Raw genomic sequence first — 20007 nt, 5'->3', positions numbered from 1 at the left:
CCGTTGCGCGCGATGTCATGTGGTTGCGTCCTGAGAGCGCCTTCGGCGCGGCGAGGATTCGAACTGCTAGCTCGACGAGGAAGTCCCCGGACAAAATCGCCAGACCATCGTCACAGAAGCTCGTCAGCGGTCGGGCGCGCTCGTCCGGGCGAGGTGTTCGTGCTGCAGTTTGCCCCCTGCCTCGCCAGCCGCTCCAACCACAGAAACGAAGCGAACGCGGACGTCGCAGGATGCGATCTCGTCCGTACGATCGTCTCCAGCAGGTCGAGTACCGCGTCCCGGTCTACGAGCCCCATGTCGGCCAGTGCGCATTCCCGCAGCTGCGTCGCCAGCGACGCCGCTTGGCGTGCGATGAGCGGCGGGAGCACGTCGGCGAAGGTCTCCTTCATGTAACCCTTGGGGAAGACGTCGTTACCCAGATGGCTTTCCAGGTAGCGGCGCATCACCTCCCTGCCCTCGCGACTGCTTCTCGGCAACCGATGGCAGAACGCGGCCAGGTGAGGATCGCTCAGGGGGTTGACGGGCCACTGGCCGTGCGCGAACAGGTCGGGCGCGCGGCAGGCCTGTGCCAGAAGCGACGTCACGGGGACCGGGCTATCCGGCGCGTCGAACATCGGGCGGCTGCGTGCCGCCGCTCGCGCGCGGGGCGTCATGATCGCTTCGGCGTGGCCGCGCGCGTCTTTCGACCACTCGGGACCCGTGACCGCGCCGGTCGACACTTCGCCAAGGTACGCGGGAAAGAGTTCGTCGCCGCCGATACCGGTGAACAGGACGTCGCGACCTCGCTCGCGCGCGGACGTCCACAGGGCTTCGCACGCTTCGAGGTAGAAGTCGCGACAGAAGCCGTAGGGCCGCGTCGGCTGTGCGAGGCCGACGTCCGGCGGCCAGTCGGCGATGTCGACGGTGCGGTCGGACAGGTTAAGCCGCTCGGCAATCATCCGGCGGCGGTGCACCTGCGGAGCGCGCACTTGCCCGTCGAGCAGGATGCCCTTGCTGTCGATGCCGGCGTGGTGTCTCGTCAAGGCTGTCGCGACGGTCGCGGAGTCCATGCCGCCGCTGAGTTCGAGCGACGCGCTGCCGTCTCTCCATGGGCGAAGATGCAGCGCGCGTTGCAGGGCCTCGGCGAACGCAGGAAGCGTGTCTTCGCCGTCGTCGGCCGAAGGCACCGCCGCCGGCACGGGTTCCGGGTAGCGGAAGCGCGCCCTCCCCGGTTCCACGTGCAGCGAGGCGCGTTCCGTGAGCATCACCACGCCCGTGTAGAGCTGACGCGCCGCGTAGAGCGTGCGCAGGGCCAGCTGATGGCTTGCGACCTCGAGATCGAGCAACGCGGGCCCGGCGGCGAGGTCGGCGGAGTTCCACGACAGCGAGACACGGTCGTCCAGCACGCGCGCATATATCGGTAGCACGCCGAGGACGCCTGCGCGGACGCGCAAGCGATGGCCGGCCTGGGCGACCTCGATCATCACGTAGTCGAGCGGCCAGAGCAGGCTGGCCTGGTACAGCGCATGGAACCGCGCCTCGTCGACATCCTCGACGGCGATGGCACGCGAGTCGTCATGCGGTGCATCGGAAGCCATGCGCTCGCGCGTCACGAGGAACCATTGCCCCGGTGCGCGAATGCACAACGTCTCGAGCATCGGATGACGGCAAGGAATGATCCTGCTTCCGCCCAGCACGATCGCATCGGCACGGGGCATGGGATCGAACGAGAGGTCGGACAGCGCGATCTCGGCCTTGATCAATGGCGGGGCTCCCTGAAACACAAAGAAAGCCGCCCTCTTCCGAAGGCGGCCTCGACGTGCGTCCTGCAGACGATGGTCCGGGAGACTCAGCCCCAGTCGCCGCCGCTATGGGTGGAGCCGATGCGGCCGATGTCGCCGACGTCGTCGATCTTCGGGGCCCACTTACCCACGGTCATGGTCGGCTGCATCGGCCCTTCCATCTGGACGCCGAAGGGGTTCACGTCGTGCATCACCTGATCGCGCTTTTCCATGGAACGCTCCTGAGGTCATACGCCGCCGGATGCGGCCTTGGGACCGTAGCATGCCCCTCCTCCGCGCGGGGCATCATCCATACGCAAACTCGGCAGGCGTGTGCGCCGTGGCCAGAAGAAGGCTGCCGACGCACCACCTGATTCTTCGCACTCCCGCTCAGGGCAGCATCCGGACCTTGGCCTCGCGTGCGAAATAGCGGCCCATCGCGCCGTCGATGAAGGCCTTGACGTCGGTCGCGGGGATCACGCCTTCGTCGGCGTCGAGCCCTGACGCATCGAACAACGTCCGGCCGCCCTCGTCGAGCGCGATGGCCTTCAGGTGGCCGAAGGCGTCGCGCACGAAGTCCACCGCGGCCGCCTCACGGACGAGCTGATCTGCGCCCTCCTTGCTCAGCAAGACGGCCACGGCGTCGAAGTTGATCGACGGCGTGCCGGCCAGCTGTCCGTCCGCTGCCAGCTTCTTGCCGTCCGACAGCGTCGCGCCACCGACTTTGGGGGCCACAACCTTGGGCGTGGCTCCCGCGCTTTCCACCGCCTTCGTGAGCGCCGAGACGACCTTCGCATCCGAGCCATCGTTGATCAGGATGCCGACCACGCGGCCTTCCAGCGTCTTCTTCATCTTGCCGATGATCTGTAGCGCTGGCGACGGTGGCATGTCGATCGGGGCGACCTTCGCCGGCGGTACCGGCGGCAGATCGTCCATGGCGAGACCGCCCGCGACCCGCTTGGCCAGGTCGTCGTCGATGTGACGAAGATGGCCCACGACCCGCTCACGAACGTGTTGCGTGTCCACCTTGGACAGTTCGAAGACGAGGGCCGACGCGATGTGTGCCTGCTCGTAGGCGGTCTGACTCGTGTAGAAGAGGCGAGCCTGGCTGTAGTGATCCGCGAACGTCTCCGCACGCACCCTGCCCCGCTTGCCAGCCTCCTCGCCGTCGTACGAGCGGAAACCGTGCTTCGCATCTTCCCGAGGCGCATCAGGTTCAAGGGAACTCGGCCCGTACGCCACACGCCCCTTCGGCACCTGGTGTTGCATGTGCCCATCGCGCTGGTGGTTCGCGAACGGGCATTTCGGCGCATTGATCGGTAGCTGGTGGAAATTGGGCGAGCCCAGTCGCGACAGCTGCGTGTCCAGATACGAGAACAGGCGGCCGTGAAGCAGCGGGTCGTTGCTGAAATCCAGTCCGGGCACCAGGTGCGAGGGACAGAACGCCACCTGCTCGGTTTCGGCGAAGAAGTTGTCCGGCCAGCGATCGAGCACCATGCGACCGATGATCTTCAGCGGCACCAGTTCCTCGGGGATGAGCTTGGTGGCGTCGAGGTGGTCGAACGGGAACGCCGCCGCCTCCTCTTCCGTGAACAGTTGGACGCCCAGTTCCCACTCCGGGAAGTTGCCGGCCTGGATCGACTCGAACAGGTCGCGGCGATGGAAGTCCGGATCGGCGCCAGCGAGCTTCACCGCCTCGTCCCACACGGTGGACTGCAGCCCCAGCTTCGGCCGCCAGTGGAACTTCACGAAGGTGCTGTCGCCGCTGCCGTTAACCAGCCGGAACGAATGAACGCCGAAGCCTTCGATCATGCGCAACGAACGCGGAATGGCCCGGTCCGACATGGCCCACATGATCATGTGGAACGCCTCGGGCGTCAGCGAGATAAAGTCCCAGAACGTGTCGTGCGCACTCGCCGCCTGAGGGAATCCGCGGTCGGGTTCCATCTTCACGGCGTGGATGAGGTCGGGAAACTTGATGGCGTCCTGGATGAAGAACACGGGGATGTTGTTGCCGACCAGATCCCAGTTGCCCTCCTTGGTGTAGAGCTTCACGGCGAACCCGCGCACGTCGCGCGGTGTGTCGACCGAACCGGCGCCGCCCGCGACGGTCGAGAAGCGGGTGAAGACGGGCGTGCGCTCGCCGACCTCCGTCAGCACGCGCGCGGTGGTGTACGCCTCGAGCGACTCCGTCAGCTCGAAGAAGCCGTGGGCCGCCGAACCGCGGGCGTGCACGATCCTTTCGGGAATGCGTTCGTGATCGAAGTGCGTGATCTTCTCCCGGAGGATGAAATCCTCGAGGAGCACGGGGCCACGCGGCCCGATCTTCAGGGAGTTCTGATCGTCGCCAACCGTCAGACCCTGGTTGGTCGTCATCGCAGGGTGCGTGCCACCGGCCTGCTGATGGAGTTCGTCACCTTCGCCGCGAACGTCGGTCGTCGTCGCAGGCGTTACCTTCTTGCTCTTCGTTGCCATGGCTGCTCCCCACTCGGTGAACCGCTACGATGAGGGCCGCGACGTATAGGTAAAGTTCATTTGCTTCAGAGATCCGTCACACCGACATCACACCCAGAACGTGCCCATGCCACTGACTCTTCTGATTGCCGACGACCATCCGATGTTTCGCGGGGCGATGCTCCATGCACTGGCCACGTTGCTGGCGGATGGCAGGGCGCTGGAGGCCGGCAGCCATAGCGGCATGGAGGCCGTGCTCGCGAGGGGTGAGCCTGTCGACCTCGTGCTGCTGGACCTGACCATGCCCGGCGCCATGGGATTCTCGTCGCTGCTGTGGCTGCGCGGCGAACACCCCGACATTCCCGTGCTGGTGGTGTCGTCCAACGATCATCCACGCAATGTGCGCCGCGCGGAGCAATTCGGCGCGGCCGGTTTCGTGTCGAAATCGGCGCCTGCGGATGTGCTGCGCGAAGCGGTGCTCACGGTGATGCAAGGCGGAACCGCCTTCATCGGCGCCCGGTCGGAACGCAGCGAGGATGACGCCAGGCTCGCGGCACGCCTGGCGAGCCTCACGCCCCAACAGTTCCGCGTGCTCATGCTCCTGGCCGAGGGGTTGCTCAACAAGCAGATCGCCGCGGAGCTGGGGCTGGCGGAGAACACGGTGAAGATCCATGTCACCGCCGTGCTGTCGAAGCTCGAATGCCGCTCGCGCACGCAGGCCGCGGTGCTGGTGAAGTCACTGGACCTCGACGACGGCGTGGAACGCTCGCACCCAGGCTAGCCGGTTACCATCAGCAATCGCGTCATCACGGCGCGCAGGCGCGCTGGGGCCAGCGGTTTCACGAGGTAGCGCAGTCCGTGCGCCGATGCGCGCTCGACGTCGGCCTGCCGCGGGGATGCCGCCATCAGCACGGTGGGCGGCAAGGCCCCCCAGCGCGCCGCCATGGCTTCACGCAAGGCGTCGCCTTCGCGACCGTCGAGCGGATCGTCCATGAGGATCAGTGCCGGCGCGTGGTCCGTCTCTGCGAAGCGCAAGGCGCCGGGCTCGCTGTCGACGCCCTGCACGTCGCAACCCCAGCCTGCGAGCAGGTCCATGGCCTGGCGACGCGTGAGGGGATCGTTGTCGATGACGAGGACGCGCTTGCCCGCGAAGGGTGAATCGTCATCGTTCGTCACCGTGTGCACGGGCGACGACGCGTCGGCATCGGCCAGGGGCAGCGTGATCGAGAACACACTGCCCTTCCCCTCCCATGAGCGCACGGCCACTGTCGCGCCGAGCAGCCTCGCGATGCGGTCGACGATCGACAGGCCCAGACCCGCGCTGCGCCGGTCGCGATCCACGCCGTTGTCCAGGCGGAGGAACTCCTCGAAGATCGCCCGGGTCTTCGGCTCCGGAATGCCGACACCCGTATCCCATACCTCGATGCGCGCCTGCCCCGCGGCACGGCGCACGCCGAGCACGACGCGCCCGCGCGGCGTGTAATGGATGGCGTTGCTGAGGAAGTTCTGCAGCACCCGGCGAAGCAGCAGCGCATCGCTGCGCACGGTGAGCGACGTGCCCACGTAGGCGAGCGACAGGCCCCGTGTGGATGCGAGCACGGCCGATTGTCGCGCCACGTCGCGCAGCAGGGCATCCAGCGGCACGCTGGTGAATCGCGGCGCCACGGCGCCGCCTTCGAGTCGCGACATGTCGAGCAGGCTGGCCAGCAGCTCGTCCTGCGTGTCGAGCGCGCTGCGCACGCGCTCGGCGAGTTCGCGGCGTTCGGTATCGAGTCCGCTGGACGCGAGGCTGCCGATGAACATGCGCGCGGCGTTCAACGGCTGGAGCAGGTCGTGCACCGCCGCCGCCACGAAGCGCGTTCTCGAGCGATTGGCCTTGTCGGCCTCGGCCTTGGCTTCGATCAGGTCGCGCGTGCGCTCCTCGACGCGGCGCTCCAGCGACGAGGCCAGGCTGCGCAGTTCGCGTGCCGTGGCCTTGTAGGCCGTGATATCCGCATAGCTGGTCACGAAGCCGCCGTCCGGAAGGGGATTGCCGCGGATCTCGAGCGTGGTGCCGTCCGGACGCTCGCGCTCGTACATGTGCGGGCTGCCGGCACGCAGATACTGCAGGCGGCGCTCGATCGCCTCTTCCGTGTCGCCGGGACCGAGCAGTCCGCGGCGCGCGTTGAAACGGAAAAGGTCTTCGATGGGACGCCCGACGCGCATGTACTCGTCCGGAAAACCGAAGATCGCCTGATATCGCGAGTTCCACGCGACGAGGCGCAGCCCCGCGTCGACCACGCTGACGCCCTGGGGAAGGTGCTCGAGATTGCCGCGACCGCCTCCCGCGGCCTCATGGGCCGCGGCCACGATGCTGTCCTGGGCGGAGCGAAGCGCGGATGCGTGGTGCGCGACCATCCGTTCCAGTTCTTCGCGGCTGCGCTGCCGCAAGCGGCTCAGCCGCAGGCGCTGCTGCAGGAACAGGCCCAGCAGCAGCACGGCCAGCCACGCCGCGATGACGGCGAACACCGCATGGCGCGCCGCGACGGTCGCGGGGCCGGCGTCGGCGAGCAGGTGCAGGGTCCACGCTTGCTGCGGCATGGTCAGCGAGCGCCAGATCGTGTCCTCGTCGAGCCCGGGCGAGGTCACCCTGACCCGGAGGATCCCGCGCGCCGATGGTTCCAGCACCTTCCATTCCACTCGTTGCAATGGCCGCATGCCGTATTGGCGCGTGCCCGCGATGGCGGTGGCATCGGCCGTCGAGAGGAGATGCAGCGCGCGGTACACCCACGCCGGCCGATTCGCGAGGAAGACGACACCGTGCGCATCCGAGAGGAACACGACGTCGTCCCCGCGTGCCCAGTCCTCCTGCAAGGCATCCAGCGAGATCTTGAGCACGACCACGCCGATGCGGTGGCCCGTCGCGTCCTCTACCGCCTCCGCGATGAAGTAGCCCGGCACGTTGGTGGAAACGCCCAGCGCGTAGAACATGGCATGGCCGTCGCGCATCGCGTCGCGGAAATACGGCCGGAACGCATAGTCCAGCCCGACGTTGCTCTCCGGGGTGTTCCAGTTGTTCGCGGCCAGGGCGCGGCCGTGGCGATCGAGCAGGGTCAGCGTCGAGGCGCGGACCGCGCCGTTCGCCTGGTCGAGCTTCGCATTGAGGGCGGCGCCGTCGACCGCATCGGGCGGCCCTTCGAGGGCCGTCCGCAGCTCCGGATCGAGCGCGAGCACCCGAGGCAGCACGCGGTACCGGTCGATCAGGCGCTGCACCGCCAGGGCATGGAGGCGGAGGCGGTCGCCGGCCTGCGCGTCGATGGTCAGCAGCGTCCGCTGCCACGCGTACCACCCGCCCAGTGCCGCGCTGCCCGCCACGAGCAGCAGGAGCACGAGGATTCGCAGGGCGCGGGATGAGCGGATCTGGGCCATAGGTGGACGGGCATCGTCGCACGGCCGGAGGGCGACTAGCCGGAATGTGCTATGGGGTTGGGGGCCGTGGCGGGCTACAAAGCATACCCTTGCCCCCAGCCGAACCCGCCATGCACGTGCAGGACACCACCCCGGCCGCGCCGGTCCCCTTCTACCGTCAGACCTATGTACAGGTGCTGGTGGCGATCGCCGCCGGCGCCCTGCTCGGCCACTTCGCGCCCGCCGTCGCCGAGCAGCTGAAGCCGCTTGGCGACGCCTTCATCAAGCTGGTGAAGATGGTGATCGCCCCGGTGATCTTCCTCACCGTGGTCACCGGCATCGCGGGCATGCCGCACCTCAACGCCGTGGGCCGGGTGGTGCTCAAGGCCATGGTCTATTTTCTCGTGTTCTCGACGCTGGCGCTCATCGTCGGCATGGTCGTGGCGAACGTGGTGCAGCCGGGCCGCGGCCTGAACATCGACCCGGCTTCGCTGTCCACCCGCGAGATCGCCGCGTACGCGTCGAAAGCGCACGACATGACGCTCACGCACTTCCTGCTCGACATCATCCCCGACACGGTGGTGGGCGCGTTCACGTCGGGCAACATCCTACAGGTGCTCCTGTTCGCGGTTTTGTTCGGCGTCTCGTTGACGCTGGCCGGCGAGCGGGCCAGGCCGGTGGTGGTCTTTTTCGACGCGTTGACGGCGCCGGTGTTCAAACTGGTGCACCTGCTGATGAAGGCCGCTCCCATCGGTGCGTTCGGCGCCATCGCCTTCACGATCGGCCGCTACGGCATCGGATCGCTGTCTAACCTGATGTACCTGGTCGCCACCTTCTACGCGACCGCGCTCCTGTTCGTGCTCGTCGTCCTCGGCGGCGTCGCACGCGCCACGGGCTTCTCGATCTTCCAGCTGCTGCGTTACCTGAAGGACGAGTTGCTGCTCGTGCTCGGCACGTCGTCATCGGAGGCCGCCCTTCCCTCCCTGATGGAAAAGATGGAACGCGCGGGGTGCGAGAAGTCGGTGGTGGGCCTCGTGGTGCCCACCGGCTATTCGTTCAACCTCGACGGCACCAACATCTACATGACGCTCGCCGCGCTGTTCATCGCGCAAGCGACCAACACGCCGCTGACGCTGGGTGAACAGGTGGCCCTGCTGCTGGTGGCCATGGTGAGTTCGAAGGGCGCGGCCGGCGTGACCGGCGCCGGCTTCGTCACGCTCGCAGCGACGCTTTCCGTGGTGCCGTCGCTGCCGGTGGCAGGCATGGCGCTGATCCTCGGCGTCGACCGCTTCATGAGCGAGTGCCGCTCGCTCACCAACTTCGTGGGCAATGCCGTGGCCACCATCGTGGTCGCGCGCTGGGAGGGCGCGCTCGACCGCGCCGCTCTCGGCGATGCCCTTGCCAATCGTGCCGGGGAGAGCGGCACGCCGTCGATCATCGCCACCCAGGGGAAACAGCCATGACCCTCGTTCGCGCCGCGCTGCTCGCAGCCGTCGTCGCCCTCGCCTGCACCGGTACCGCGGTCGCGGATTCCACCGTGCAACCCGGCAAGCCCGTCTCGTACGACCTGTGGCCGGGCCCGCCGCCGGGCGGTGGTGGCCCAAGCGGTCCCGAACGCGTCGGCCAGACCGGCACCGGCGTGGGCGCGGTGTCCAACGTGAGTAAGCCGCGTATCGAGGTGTACAAGCCGGCCAGCCCGAATGGCGCCGCCGTCGTGATCGTCGGTGGAGGTGGGTACTTCCGTATCGGCATCGGTCACGAAGTGATGCCGACGGCACGCTGGCTCGCCGCGCTCGGCGTCACCCCGGTCGTGCTCTATTACCGCCTGCCCGCCGACCGCTGGCCGGCCGTCGCGCCGTTCCAGGACGCGCAGCGGGCCATCCGCCTCGTCCGGGCGCATGCGCAGGAGCTGGGCATCGATCCGAAGCGCGTGGGCGTGCTCGGATTCTCCGCGGGCGGCAATCTCGCCGGCATCGCGGAGACGCGCTTCGCCGCTGCGTTCTACCCCGCGGTGGACGCCAGCGACACGCTTTCGGCGCGCCCTGACTTCGCCGGACTCATCTACCCCGTCGTCTCGCTGCGGACGCCTTTCGACACGACGCGATCGTTCCGCGAGCTGTCGACGCAGGGCGACGCCGTGCAGGCGTATTCGGTCGAGCTGCACGTCACCCACGACACGCCGCCGACGTTCCTCGCCCAGGCGGCGGACGACCCCATCGCCAATGTCGGGAACAGCCTCGTGATGTTCGACGCCTTGCGCAAGAACGACGTCGACGCCGAACTGCACGTCTTCGACAAGGGTGGCCACGGGTGGGGTCTGGGCGATCCAGGCAGCGCGCCATCGGCATGGCCGCGTCTGTTCGCCGCGTGGGCGCGCCGCCACGGCTTCTTCAGCGCCGTCGACGCCAGCCCGTTCGCGAATCCCGCCGCGTCGACGCCCATCGGATCCGCGCCTGCCGCGTCGCCCGACGACGCTGGCAACGACGACGACAACAACTGAGCGGGGAAACGATCATGACAATCACGTCCCGTCTCTACCCGGCGCTGGCCGCGGTGTTGTTCGCCGGTGCCGCCATGCCTGCCCTGGCCGCGCAGGAAGTCAGCAACGCCGAACTGCTCAGGCTGATCAAGGCGCAGGCCGCCGAGATCAAGGAGCTGAAGCAGCGGCTCTCCGCGGTGGAGGGCCATAACACGCAGGGCGCAATCGCGGCGGAGCACACCGGGACCACCGCTGTCGCGGCAGGCGATGAATCGAGTCGTCGCGACGCCCAGGTCGGCAACGCCATCGCGGACACGCGCGAAAGCGAGATGGCCGTGGCCTTGGCGCGGGGCAACGGTGGTGGGTCGGCGGGTGGCGGCTCCGGCGTGCGTTGGGGCCGCGGTGGCGAAGCAGGCCCCACGTTCCGCAGCGACGATGGCTTCTTCACCTTCAAGCCCGACGGCCGCCTGCTGTTCGATGTGAGCCGCACCTCGGGCTCGAACTTCGAATCGCGCAACATCACCGGTTCGCAGGTCACCAGCGCACGCCTCGGCGGCGAAGGCACCATCGGTGCACTCGGCTACCACGTGGAAGCCGATTTCGCGGACAACGAGGTGGCGCTACGGCAGACCTATCTCACTTACACGACGCAGGTCTTCGGTCAGCGTACGCGGTTCTACCTCGGCAATTTCCTGAAGGACCTCGGCACCGAAGGTTCGTCCGAATCCGCGCGCGTGCCCTTCATGCTGCGCAACGCGGCGACGGCCGTGGGCCAGCCGGTGGTCAGCTACTTCGGCCTGGGCGCCCAGATGCGCATGTGGGGCGACGGCTGGCATGCCAGCCTCTCCATCAGCGGTAATTCGCCGAACAGTTCGACATCGGGGTCGAACACCGACAGCACCACGTACCTCACGCGCGCGCACTGGAATCCCGTCAAGGGTGCCGACGGCTTCCTCCACGTGGGTAGCTGGTACTACTACGAGAAGATCAGCGACGGCGTCACCAGCATCAACAACACGCCGGCCATCGCCGCCGACTACAACGACAACCTCGCGGTCTCGGCCAGTTCGATCGCCAACCCGACGCAGGACCACGGCAAGGGCTTCGAACTGGGCGGCGTCTATCGAAACTTCTGGATGATGAACGAGTACGGCAAGCGCACCATCGATTCCAGGACCGCCGATTCGGTGAGTCGCCACGGCTCGTCGTTCGCGGCGGGCTGGATGATCACCGGCGAGGCGCCCGGGTTCTCGCAGCGCTCGGGAAGCTGGAAGGCCGTCAAGGTGAACGACCCTGTGACTTCGGGTGGATGGGGCGCCTTCGAACTGGCGGGCCGCGTGGACCACTACGATTACGCCGACGCGCCACGCGGCGGCACGGGCAAGAGCTATACGCTGGGCCTGAACTGGTACCTCAACGACTGGTCGCGGCTCATGCTCAACTACGTTCACTGGAACACCGACAACAAGGTGGGCGGCTTCCAGGGCCCGGACGCCGGCAATACGCTGTCCATGCGCGCCCAGGTGGTGTTCTAGGTCGCGGCGTTTCCCGGAATGTCCGGCGACATGAGCGTCTCCGGATCCGAGATCGCCGGTCCCGCCCGCCGACGGCGTCACGCGTGCAGCGACAGGCCCTTGACGGTCTTGTCCACGGCGTTCTTCGGCCCGCGAACCGCGAGGCCCACGAAGTCCATGGCGTCGATGTTTTCCTCCCGGAACGCGCGGCGGTTGTCCGCGTCGTGGCCGGTACGGAACATCGCCGCCACGTACGGCACGATCGCCAGTTCGCGCTCCAGCGCCTTGCGATGCACCTTGCGCAGCGCGTCGACATCGGCGGCGTAGATCATCATCGGCTGGATCAGCATGCGGCCGTACGTCGTGCCGGCGGCGTCGACGTACGGGTCGCCGAGCGCATCCGGCGCCCCGGCCGCGACGCCCGTCGCGAGGAACGCCACCACGTTGAGTTTCTGCCATGTCATCAGGTCGTCGCGCACGACCAGTGCCACCTTGGTATCGAACATCGAACGGTCTCGTCGGCTTCGTTGTCCCCGAGCATCGGTGCGTCGGCGACGGGCCTATAGAACGTTTGTGCAGGCCCGCTGGTAATCGCCGGGCGTGCTGCCGAAGGCGCGGCGGAACCAGCGGCCGAGATGGCTCTGGTCGGCGAATCCCACGGCCGAAGCGACGTCCGCCGGGGCTTCTCCGCGCGCCAGGCGATCGCGCGCGGCGCGCAGACGCAGACTGACCAGGTACGCGTGTGGCGACTGCCCGATGGCGGCCGTGAACTGCCGATGCAGCCGGAAGCGGTCCAGGCCGGCCTCGGTGGCAAGCTCGTCCAGACCGACGTCACTGGCCATGTGCGCATGCAGGTAATCGCGCGCACGCAACGCCGCGCCGCCTTCCGGCGCGGATCGCGACGCTCGATGATCCCAGTGTCCCGACAGGTGGTCCACCATGCGGTGCAGGCTCAGATCGCGCACCAGGCGGCCTTCCGCTCCGGCGATGGCGGCGAAGGCGCGGACGATGGCGTCGCGCAGGCGCTCGTCGTCGCACAGCGTCGCGCGGAAGCGGCCGGCGAACGCCGACGCGGCGGCCGACCCGCGCTCCTCCAGCGTCGTACGTAGCCACGCCTGGGGCACGTAGAGCATGGCGTAGGTGAAGCCACCCTCGTCGATCGCATCCCCGTCGTGCACGGCGCCGGGCTCGATGAGGATCACCCTGCCCCGCGTGCTCGTCAGCGTGGTGCGCTGGCAACGGAAGCGCTGCACGCCTTGCTGCGTCACGCCGATCAGGATCTCGTCATGCGCGTGCGCATCATAGGCATGGCCCTCGAAGTGCGCCTGCACGCTCTCGATGCCGGTCTCGGCGTCGCGACGGAGGTGGAACCAGTCGTTGGTGCTGCGGGAAGCGCGGGGCATGCGCCCAGTATGCACCCGCCGTGCCGGGTGGTCGCAACCCGATGCCTATGCATCCAAAACCGCCGGCCCCGCGTATGACCTTCCAACGGTGGTCGCGTGAGGGGTCTGAGCATGAGGCATGGGTCGAGGGGCACGTCCTGGCTCGGCGTGGCCTTCCTGATGGCGGCCGCTCCGGCGGGAGCCTCGGGGACGACCACGTCCCACTACACCGGGACGGCCTACGCGCCCGGTTCGGGCGCGATCCTCTACAGCGAGGAACACTGGATCGTCGACGAGGGCGCCTCGCGCGAGCGGCTGGTCCTCTACCGCTGCACGGACGGGCGTCCCTTCGCGCGGAAGTACCTGCGCTATGCGAACACACCGTGGTTGCCCGACGTCGACTACGAAGACGGGCGAACCGGTTATCGCGAACGCGTCAGGGTTGACGGCCGCCAGCTGTCGACGACGGTCGTCGACGGCCGCTCCGACAACACCGACACGGCGACTCTGGCGGTGCACCCTGACACCGTCGTCGACGCCGGCTTCGACGATTTCGTGCGCATGCATTGGGACACGATCTCCGCGCCGAAGGGGCTGAGCGCGCGCTTCGTCGTGCCGAGCCACGGGGACGACCTGGGGCTGAACATCCGCCCCGACGGTGCGGACGACCCATCGGCACGGGTGCGCCGCTTCCGCATGGCGCTGGACGGCTGGCTGGGCGCCATCGCACCGAAAGTCACCCTCGTGTATACGGCGGACACCCGGCGACTGGTCGGCTTCGAGGGGCTGAGCAACGTCAGGGGAGACGACGGGAAGACGCAGAAGGTGCGCATCGTCTTCACGCCGGAGGACGATCGACCGCCAGCCTCGCTCGCCCAGGTCGAAGCGGCGCGGCGCCTGCCGCTCGCGGGTCGCTGCACGCGCTGACGCGAGGCGTGGCACGAGCGGCTCGCTGGCTTTACGCCTCTACACGACGCTTTGCCAGGCTTTACGAGCGCCGGTGGGGACGGGGTGTTACATCGAGAGTCGTACCGCGAGACCGCCCGAGCCGCCCATCCCACGACATCGCCGGAGCCACCACCATGCGCGTCAAGCACGTTCTCTGCATCGCCACGAACACCGCCGTCCTGGGGCCTTTCGAGCGGACCGTCGGCTTCTTCTTCCCCGAGATCGCCCATCCCTTCGACGTGCTCGAAGATGCCGGCGTCGCGGTGGAGTTCGCCTCGCCGCTCGGCGGGATCGTCCCGGAAGACGGGTTCGATCCGAAGGACCCGGTGCAGGCGAAGTTTCGCGAGAGCGCCGCGTATCGGCGTCTGCAGAGCAGCCGCAGGTTGTCGGAAGTCGACGTGCTCGACTACGACGCAATCTTCTTCCCCGGCGGTCTTGGCCCCATGGAAGACATCGCGAAGGATCGCTACGTGAAGCGCGCCGTCGTACGGGCGTGGGGCGGCGGCAAGATCGTGTCGGCGGTGTGCCACGGGCCGGTGGCGTTCCTGGGCGCACGTCTGGACGACGGCACGCCTTTCGTGAAAGGCCATAAGCTGACGTCGTTCTCCAAGGCCGAAGAGGACGGTTACGCCGCGCGCGACGTCGCCTTCGATCTCGAGGGTGTGCTTCGGGAAACGGGTGCCGACTACAGCTGCGTCGAGCCCTGGCAGCCGTACCATATCGTCGACGGACGGCTGATCACCGGGCAGAACCCCGCCTCCGGCACCCTCGTCGGCAAGGCGATCGCCGAGGCGCTGGCGAAGGTCGACTGACCGGTCGCTTCCCCTGTCACCGGACGAACCCATGCTCCCTGCCCCGGAATGTTTCCCATGAACCAGACGGCACTGACGACATCGCGGCGAAAGATCCAGGCGGTGCTTACCGCCAGGCCCGGAAGCGAGGGGGCGCTCGGTGAGCTCCTGCGCGGCATGGTGGCCCCGTCGCGCGCCGAGCCGGGCAATCTTCGCTGGGACATCTGGCGCGATCCGGAGCAGCCGGGGCGCTTCGTGCTCGACGAGCTCTACGTCGACGCCGACGCCGTCGCGGCCCATCGCGCGAGCGCGCATTTCGCGCACTATCTGTCCCTCGTCGGGGGCCTGGCGGAGCGGCAGGCCCATCTCGTGGTGCCTTTCGACGTCGCCGGCGACGGTTGACGCCGCCGGATCACCACGGCGGTCAGGCGACGCGAACGAGGTCCATGCCGCCCGCGACGCGCACCGTTTCCCTGACCTGCTCGATGTCGGCGACGAAGCAGTAGCCACGGCCCGCGACGCTCGCGATGTATCGACCGCCGTCCTTGCCGCAACCCAGTGCCTTGCGGAGGTTCGCGATCTGCACGCGCACGTTGGAATCGCCGACCACGAGACCACCCCACGCCTTGGCCATGATCTCGCGTGGCGAGACGATCGCACCGCGACCCTCGACGATGGCGACCAGGGTGTCGAACGCCCGGCTTCCCAGCACGACTTCGGCGCCGTGGCGCAGAAGGCTCCGCCTTGCCGGATCCAGCCGATAGGGTCCGAAGAGGTAGACAGCTTTCATCGTGAACTCCCGGCCCTCGGGCCTCATGAATCGATGAATCCGCGTCGCGACGCGATGGTGACCGCATGCGTCCTGTCCGTCGCACCGAGCTTCGCGAGGATGCTCTTCATGTGCGCCTTCACCGTGTCCTCGGTGATGTAGAGGCAATCGGCGATCAGGCGGTTGGTCATGCCTTCCTTGACCAGCCGCAGGACCGCGAGCTCGCGCACCGTCAGGCATTCCATGCCGCGGTGTGCCGCCAGCGCCTCGCTGACCTCGGGAGCGACGATCTGCCGTCCCACGGCGCAGGCGCGAATGGCCTCGAGGATGTCGTCCCGGCTGGCGGACTTCAGCAGGTACGACGTCGCACCGAGATGCAGCGCCTGGGTGACGCGCGCGTCGCCCGGATACACGGTGAACACGACCACGCCCGTGGACGGATGCCGCCGGCGTATCGTCGTCAACGCCTGGAGACCGTCGACCTTCGGCATCTGCAGGTCCAGCAGCGTCACGTCGGGCGACAGCGCGTCCACCATGGCGATGGCGTCCGAGCCGTCGGCCGCTTCGCCCACCACGAGCATGTCGGGCTCCGGGCCGATGGTCGAACGCAGCCCGTCCCGCATCATCGGGTGGTCGTCGACGATGAGGACCCGGATGGGTCGCGCGTTGCCCACGCTTCGCTCCCTGCGCCATATTCTCTGACTCCATTAGGCGACGCACGGGTGAACGTGCGCAATTACCCGATGGGGTAGACGCGCCAGGCGGGGAACGGGCAATCGTGTCGGCCCGGCTCCGGTATATAACGGCTCCCCCGACACATGGGCCAGGCCGCGAGTGCGCATCGAACGCCTCATTCCAAGCGTTATTCCATGGCTGGCGTGGTGGCTGGTGCCCGTCGCCGTCGCCGCGGCCGGCGTGCCACCCGCCATCGTCCAGCCGGCGCAGTACGTGCACCAGACCTGGACGATCCAGGATGGCGCGCCGCCGGCGATCTGCGCGATCGAACAGGGTCCCGATGGTTACCTATGGCTGGGCACGGGTAGCGGTCTGTATCGATTCGACGGCGTGGAGTTCAGCCGCTACCAGCCCTCGTCGGGACAGCACCTCGTGGCCACGAACCTCACCGCGCTCGCCTTCATGCGCGACGGCGGCTTGTGGATCGGCTCGTACGACGGCGGCGCCACCCATCTGAAGAACGGCACCCTCCGCTCGTGGACCACGCGCGACGGCTTTCCACCGGGATGGGTCTACGGTTTCGCCGAGGGGCTCGACGGCGAGGTGTGGGCGGCGTCGGGACAAGGGCTGGGCCGCTTCGACGGCACGCACTGGCGCACGATCGGACGCGACTGGAACTACCCGGTGGACCGCGCGGACTGGGTGGCCGTGGACCGCGAAGGCACGCTTTGGGTCGCCGCCGTCAACCGGCTGGTCTACCTCCCGCGGGGTGCGAAGCGCTTCGAGTCGACCAACGTCGCGCTGGCCCCCGGAGCAACGATGGCCATCAACGGCGAAGGCACGTTATGGATATCGGACCGCCTGCATGGCACGCGCCCCCTGCCCGGCCTCTCGGCGTCGCATCCGTTGGCCACGGATCCGGATCGCCTCCCCGTCAGCGCCGCGCACGCCGCCGCCCGCATGACGTTCGACCATGGCGGCAGCCTCTGGGCGACGGCGCTGGACAACGCCGCGGTGTTTCGCGTCGCGCGGGAGGCGCTGCCTGGCGCCGGCGAGAACGTCGTCGATGCGACGATCGGCGACAGGTTCGAGGCACCGCTGTCGTTGACGGCCAATACCGCGATCCCCGTCGCCGTCGACCGCGAAGGAACGGTCTGGGTCGGCACCGGGCTGGGCCTCGACAGCTACCATCGCGGACCCGTCGGAACCCTTCGCGACTTCCACCTCGCGCCGAAGGCGCACCTGGGCATCGGCAAGGACGCGGCTGGGCGGCTCTGGCTTTCGGACAGCGACCGCGTCTATCGCCTCGATGGCGAGCGCTTCGCCACGATCGTCGACGGCATCCCGGACACGGTGCTCGGTGTCTTCCACCAGCGGGACGACACCCTCTGGATCATCGGCTTCCACGATCTGTACCGATACGACGGCAGTCGGCTCATCAAGGTGCCCCTGCCCGGCCACCTCTACGCGTCACGGCTCAAGTTCATCGCCTCGGCGCCGGACGGTGCGGTCTGGACGTCGATCGAAGGCCTCGGAGTGCACCGATGGGTCGGTGGCGCGTGGAAGCCGTGGCGACCGCGCAGCGGCGACGTGGAGGCAAGCCCCACCACCGGCGCCGTCGCCGACGACGGCTCGGTATGGCTGGGCTTCGGCGACGGGGCGCTGCTGCACGTCGATCCGTCGGGCGCCGAGCGCGTCTATCGATTCGAGGCCGGTCGCGAGATCGGTCCCGTCAACACGATCGCGTCGACGCGGTCCGGCGTGATCTTCGGCGGTAGCGCGGGGCTGGCGACCCTGCGCAACGGCCAGCTCCGCTCGCTGACCGACCGCGACTTCGCCGCGCTCACCGGCGTCACCGGCATCGCGCAGACGCGCGATGGCGAGGTCTGGGTCAACGCGGGGCGCGGCGTCGTACGCTTCGGCGACGGCGAACTCGGCCGCGCGTTCGACGATGCGGCTTACCGGCCCGCGTTGCGCGTCTTCGACTTCCGCGACGGCATCGCGGGGAGCGCGCGCCAGGGGCAGCCGGTCGGCACGATGGCGCTCGACGATGCCGGACGCCTCTGGTTCCTCACGAACGAGAACGCCTACTGGCTCGACCCGGCCGCGCCCGGTGGCAACCGGCTGCGGCCGCCGGTCTACATCCGCTCGATCGTCGCGAACGAAAAGGCGTTTCCGCTTTCGGCGAGCGTGGACCTCCCTGCCGGCGTGAGCACGCTCGAAATCGGCTACACGGCGCTGAGCCTCACGTCGCCGTCGCGCGTTCGCTTCCGCTACCGGCTGGTCGGCGAGGATGCGGCGTGGATCGATCCGGGCACGCGGCGCAAGGCGTATTACACGAACCTCGGCCCGGGCACCTACCGCTTCGAGGTGATCGGTTCGAACGACCAGGATGTCTGGAACGAGCAAGGCGCGACGGTGTCGCTGTCGATCGCTCCCCACTTCTGGCAGACGTGGTGGTTTCGTGCCGTCGTGGCGCTGCTCCTGCTCGCGCTGGTCGGGCTCGCCTATGTGTCGAGGACGCGCGCCATGGCGCGCGAGATCCGTGTGCAGGCGAGCGTCCGGCACGAAGAGCGCGAGCGCATCGCGCGCGACCTGCACGACACCCTCCTGCAGGCGATCTATGGCATCATCCTTAAGTTCCAGTCCATCGCGGCCAGCCTGCGGGGCGACGACCCGCTCAGGAAGCAGCTCGACGACAGCCTTCGGCTGGCGAGCGATTTCGTCGTCGAAGGTCGCGACCGGGTGCGGGAACTGCGGGCGCGGATCGAATCCACCGGTGAACTGCTGGATGCGATCGGCGAGGTCGCGCGCGTGCTGCGCCAGGCGTCGCCGATTCCGATCGACACGTCCACGCATGTGGCCGACCATGCGATGGATCCCGCCGTCGCCGACGAAGTGCTCTCCATCGTCAGGGAAGCAATGATCAATGCCGTGCGGCACGCTCAGGCGTCGCGCATCGAGGCCTCCCTGACGGCGTCCGAGCGCGGCATCGTCGCGCATGTGCGCGACGACGGACAGGGCATGGCCGCCACCGTGATCGATGGATGCGCGGCAGATGCGGGCCACTGGGGTATCACGGGGATGCGCGAACGCGCGGCGCGCATCGGCGCCCACTTCGACATCGCGTCCTCCCCCAGGGGAACCGACGTGTCGATCGCCGCACCGCTGCGCCTTCCCACGCTGCATGCGCGCGTGCGCGCAGCGGGACGTCGCGTGCCACCTACAAGCACGCACTGACCCAGCGCCACGACGCGAGCACGGCATGCGCGGCGTCGAGGGCCTGCGCCCTGCCTGCTTCCATGTACAGCACGGTCACGACGTGACGTGAACCGTCCAGCGCATGGGTGTATTCGAACGATTGCGCTCGCCGATCGCCAAGGGTCCGTCGCGTCAGCTCCCAACGTTGGCCGGCGACATCGCGCACGGATCGCGACACCGCCCGCCACGTGCCGGTCGCGCGAGCGAGCGAACCGGAGGGAAGCGGGGCCCCATGGTAGGCGGACGCGATGTCGAGCCGGATGCACGCGGCGCCCGGGCAAGGGCCGGCGACGTCGAACGACACGGCGCCGTCGTCGTGGCGCACCGTTCGTGCCGCGGCATCGGGCAGCACCACGCGATAGCAGAACACCGGGTCGACGTACTCTTGGTCCGCATGCGCGACGGTCGCGAGCGCGCACAGAACGATGGGAACCAGGCGGCGAGCGGTCACGGCACGGCGGGCCTCGTTGCGGAAGTCCACGACGTTTTACCGCGTTTGCTGCCGGGACGGCTGTCCCATGTTGCTTGCCAGGGCGCCGGGAGGGTCGTTTTCTCCGAAAACCCCGAGGTTCCGACAAGACGCCCGG

General features: G+C 68.3%; 17 protein-coding genes. 8 read left to right on the top strand and 9 right to left on the bottom strand.

The window, feature by feature from the left end; translation table 11 throughout:
* Positions 1-110: 110 nt before the first annotated feature.
* The 3 genes from BMY69_RS13545 to BMY69_RS13540 all read right to left on the bottom strand — a co-directional run bounded on the left by BMY69_RS13545 (position 111) and on the right by BMY69_RS13540 (position 4235).
* Complete coding sequence (locus BMY69_RS13545) at positions 111-1742, bottom strand: asparagine synthase-related protein (protein WP_090179105.1); 1632 nt, start codon at positions 1740-1742, stop codon at positions 111-113.
* Positions 1743-1828: 86 nt separating this feature from the next.
* A complete protein-coding gene (locus tag BMY69_RS19685; RefSeq protein WP_175472767.1) occupies positions 1829-1993 on the bottom strand; it encodes a hypothetical protein in 165 nt (54 codons plus the stop codon).
* A gap of 157 nt (positions 1994-2150) precedes the next feature.
* Positions 2151-4235 (bottom strand): catalase, encoded by a 2085-nt coding sequence (locus BMY69_RS13540; protein WP_090179102.1) that lies wholly within the window; start codon positions 4233-4235, stop codon positions 2151-2153.
* 106 nt (positions 4236-4341) lie between these two features.
* On the opposite strand from BMY69_RS13540, the gene BMY69_RS13535 reads away from it, so the two are divergent.
* Positions 4342-4995 (top strand): LuxR C-terminal-related transcriptional regulator, encoded by a 654-nt coding sequence (locus BMY69_RS13535; protein WP_090179099.1) that lies wholly within the window; start codon positions 4342-4344, stop codon positions 4993-4995.
* On the opposite strand, the gene BMY69_RS13530 is transcribed toward BMY69_RS13535, so the two are convergent.
* The gene (locus tag BMY69_RS13530) at positions 4992-7613 is read right to left on the bottom strand and encodes a hybrid sensor histidine kinase/response regulator (RefSeq protein WP_090179447.1); all 2622 of its coding nucleotides are present in this window, start codon (positions 7611-7613) and stop codon (positions 4992-4994) included. The genes BMY69_RS13535 and BMY69_RS13530 overlap by 4 nt on opposite strands.
* Positions 7614-7666: 53 nt before the next feature.
* Between BMY69_RS13530 and BMY69_RS13525 the strand changes: the two genes are divergently transcribed.
* The 3 genes from BMY69_RS13525 to BMY69_RS13515 are packed head-to-tail and all read left to right on the top strand — an operon-like array spanning position 7667 to position 11615.
* Entirely contained in the window at positions 7667-9064 is a 1398-nt protein-coding gene (locus BMY69_RS13525; protein ID WP_343124101.1) for a dicarboxylate/amino acid:cation symporter, read from the top strand.
* The gene (locus BMY69_RS13520; protein ID WP_090179093.1) at positions 9061-10101 is read left to right on the top strand and encodes an alpha/beta hydrolase; all 1041 of its coding nucleotides are present in this window, start codon (positions 9061-9063) and stop codon (positions 10099-10101) included. The genes BMY69_RS13525 and BMY69_RS13520 overlap by 4 nt, the downstream gene beginning before the upstream one ends.
* Positions 10102-10115: 14 nt before the next feature.
* A complete protein-coding gene (locus BMY69_RS13515; protein ID WP_218143178.1) occupies positions 10116-11615 on the top strand; it encodes an OprO/OprP family phosphate-selective porin in 1500 nt (499 codons plus the stop codon).
* Positions 11616-11692: 77 nt separating this feature from the next.
* On the opposite strand, the gene BMY69_RS13510 is transcribed toward BMY69_RS13515, so the two are convergent.
* Positions 11693-12100, bottom strand: coding sequence for a DUF2000 family protein (locus tag BMY69_RS13510; protein ID WP_090179090.1), 408 nt, complete (start codon positions 12098-12100; stop codon positions 11693-11695).
* A gap of 54 nt (positions 12101-12154) precedes the next feature.
* Positions 12155-12997, bottom strand: a complete 843-nt coding sequence (locus BMY69_RS13505) for an AraC family transcriptional regulator (protein WP_090179087.1) — start codon at positions 12995-12997, stop codon at positions 12155-12157.
* A gap of 111 nt (positions 12998-13108) precedes the next feature.
* Here BMY69_RS13505 and BMY69_RS13500 point away from each other — a divergent pair, with 111 nt between their 5' ends.
* The 3 genes from BMY69_RS13500 to BMY69_RS13490 all read left to right on the top strand — a co-directional run bounded on the left by BMY69_RS13500 (position 13109) and on the right by BMY69_RS13490 (position 15117).
* Positions 13109-13903 (top strand): hypothetical protein, encoded by a 795-nt coding sequence (locus BMY69_RS13500; protein ID WP_143070474.1) that lies wholly within the window; start codon positions 13109-13111, stop codon positions 13901-13903.
* A 155-nt stretch (positions 13904-14058) separates the two neighbouring features.
* On the top strand, positions 14059-14736 hold the full coding sequence (locus BMY69_RS13495) for a type 1 glutamine amidotransferase domain-containing protein (protein WP_090053448.1): 678 nt from the start codon (positions 14059-14061) through the stop codon (positions 14734-14736).
* A gap of 57 nt (positions 14737-14793) precedes the next feature.
* Complete coding sequence (locus BMY69_RS13490) at positions 14794-15117, top strand: putative quinol monooxygenase (protein WP_090179082.1); 324 nt, start codon at positions 14794-14796, stop codon at positions 15115-15117.
* Between the two features lie 22 nt (positions 15118-15139).
* Here BMY69_RS13490 and BMY69_RS13485 read toward each other — a convergent pair whose 3' ends face one another.
* The gene (locus BMY69_RS13485) at positions 15140-15505 is read right to left on the bottom strand and encodes a winged helix-turn-helix domain-containing protein (RefSeq protein WP_090179079.1); all 366 of its coding nucleotides are present in this window, start codon (positions 15503-15505) and stop codon (positions 15140-15142) included.
* A gap of 23 nt (positions 15506-15528) precedes the next feature.
* Positions 15529-16158 (bottom strand): response regulator, encoded by a 630-nt coding sequence (locus tag BMY69_RS13480; protein ID WP_090179076.1) that lies wholly within the window; start codon positions 16156-16158, stop codon positions 15529-15531.
* A gap of 160 nt (positions 16159-16318) precedes the next feature.
* On the opposite strand from BMY69_RS13480, the gene BMY69_RS13475 reads away from it, so the two are divergent.
* Positions 16319-19399, top strand: coding sequence for a sensor histidine kinase (locus tag BMY69_RS13475; protein ID WP_090179074.1), 3081 nt, complete (start codon positions 16319-16321; stop codon positions 19397-19399).
* Here BMY69_RS13475 and BMY69_RS13470 read toward each other — a convergent pair.
* Complete coding sequence (locus BMY69_RS13470; protein WP_090179071.1) at positions 19383-19901, bottom strand: hypothetical protein; 519 nt, start codon at positions 19899-19901, stop codon at positions 19383-19385. The genes BMY69_RS13475 and BMY69_RS13470 overlap by 17 nt on opposite strands.
* Positions 19902-20007 lie beyond the last annotated feature (106 nt).

Source organism: Luteibacter sp. UNC138MFCol5.1 (genome assembly GCF_900110505.1).
Lineage (GTDB): Bacteria > Pseudomonadota > Gammaproteobacteria > Xanthomonadales > Rhodanobacteraceae > Luteibacter.
This window is presented reverse-complemented; position numbering and strand designations above follow the sequence as displayed.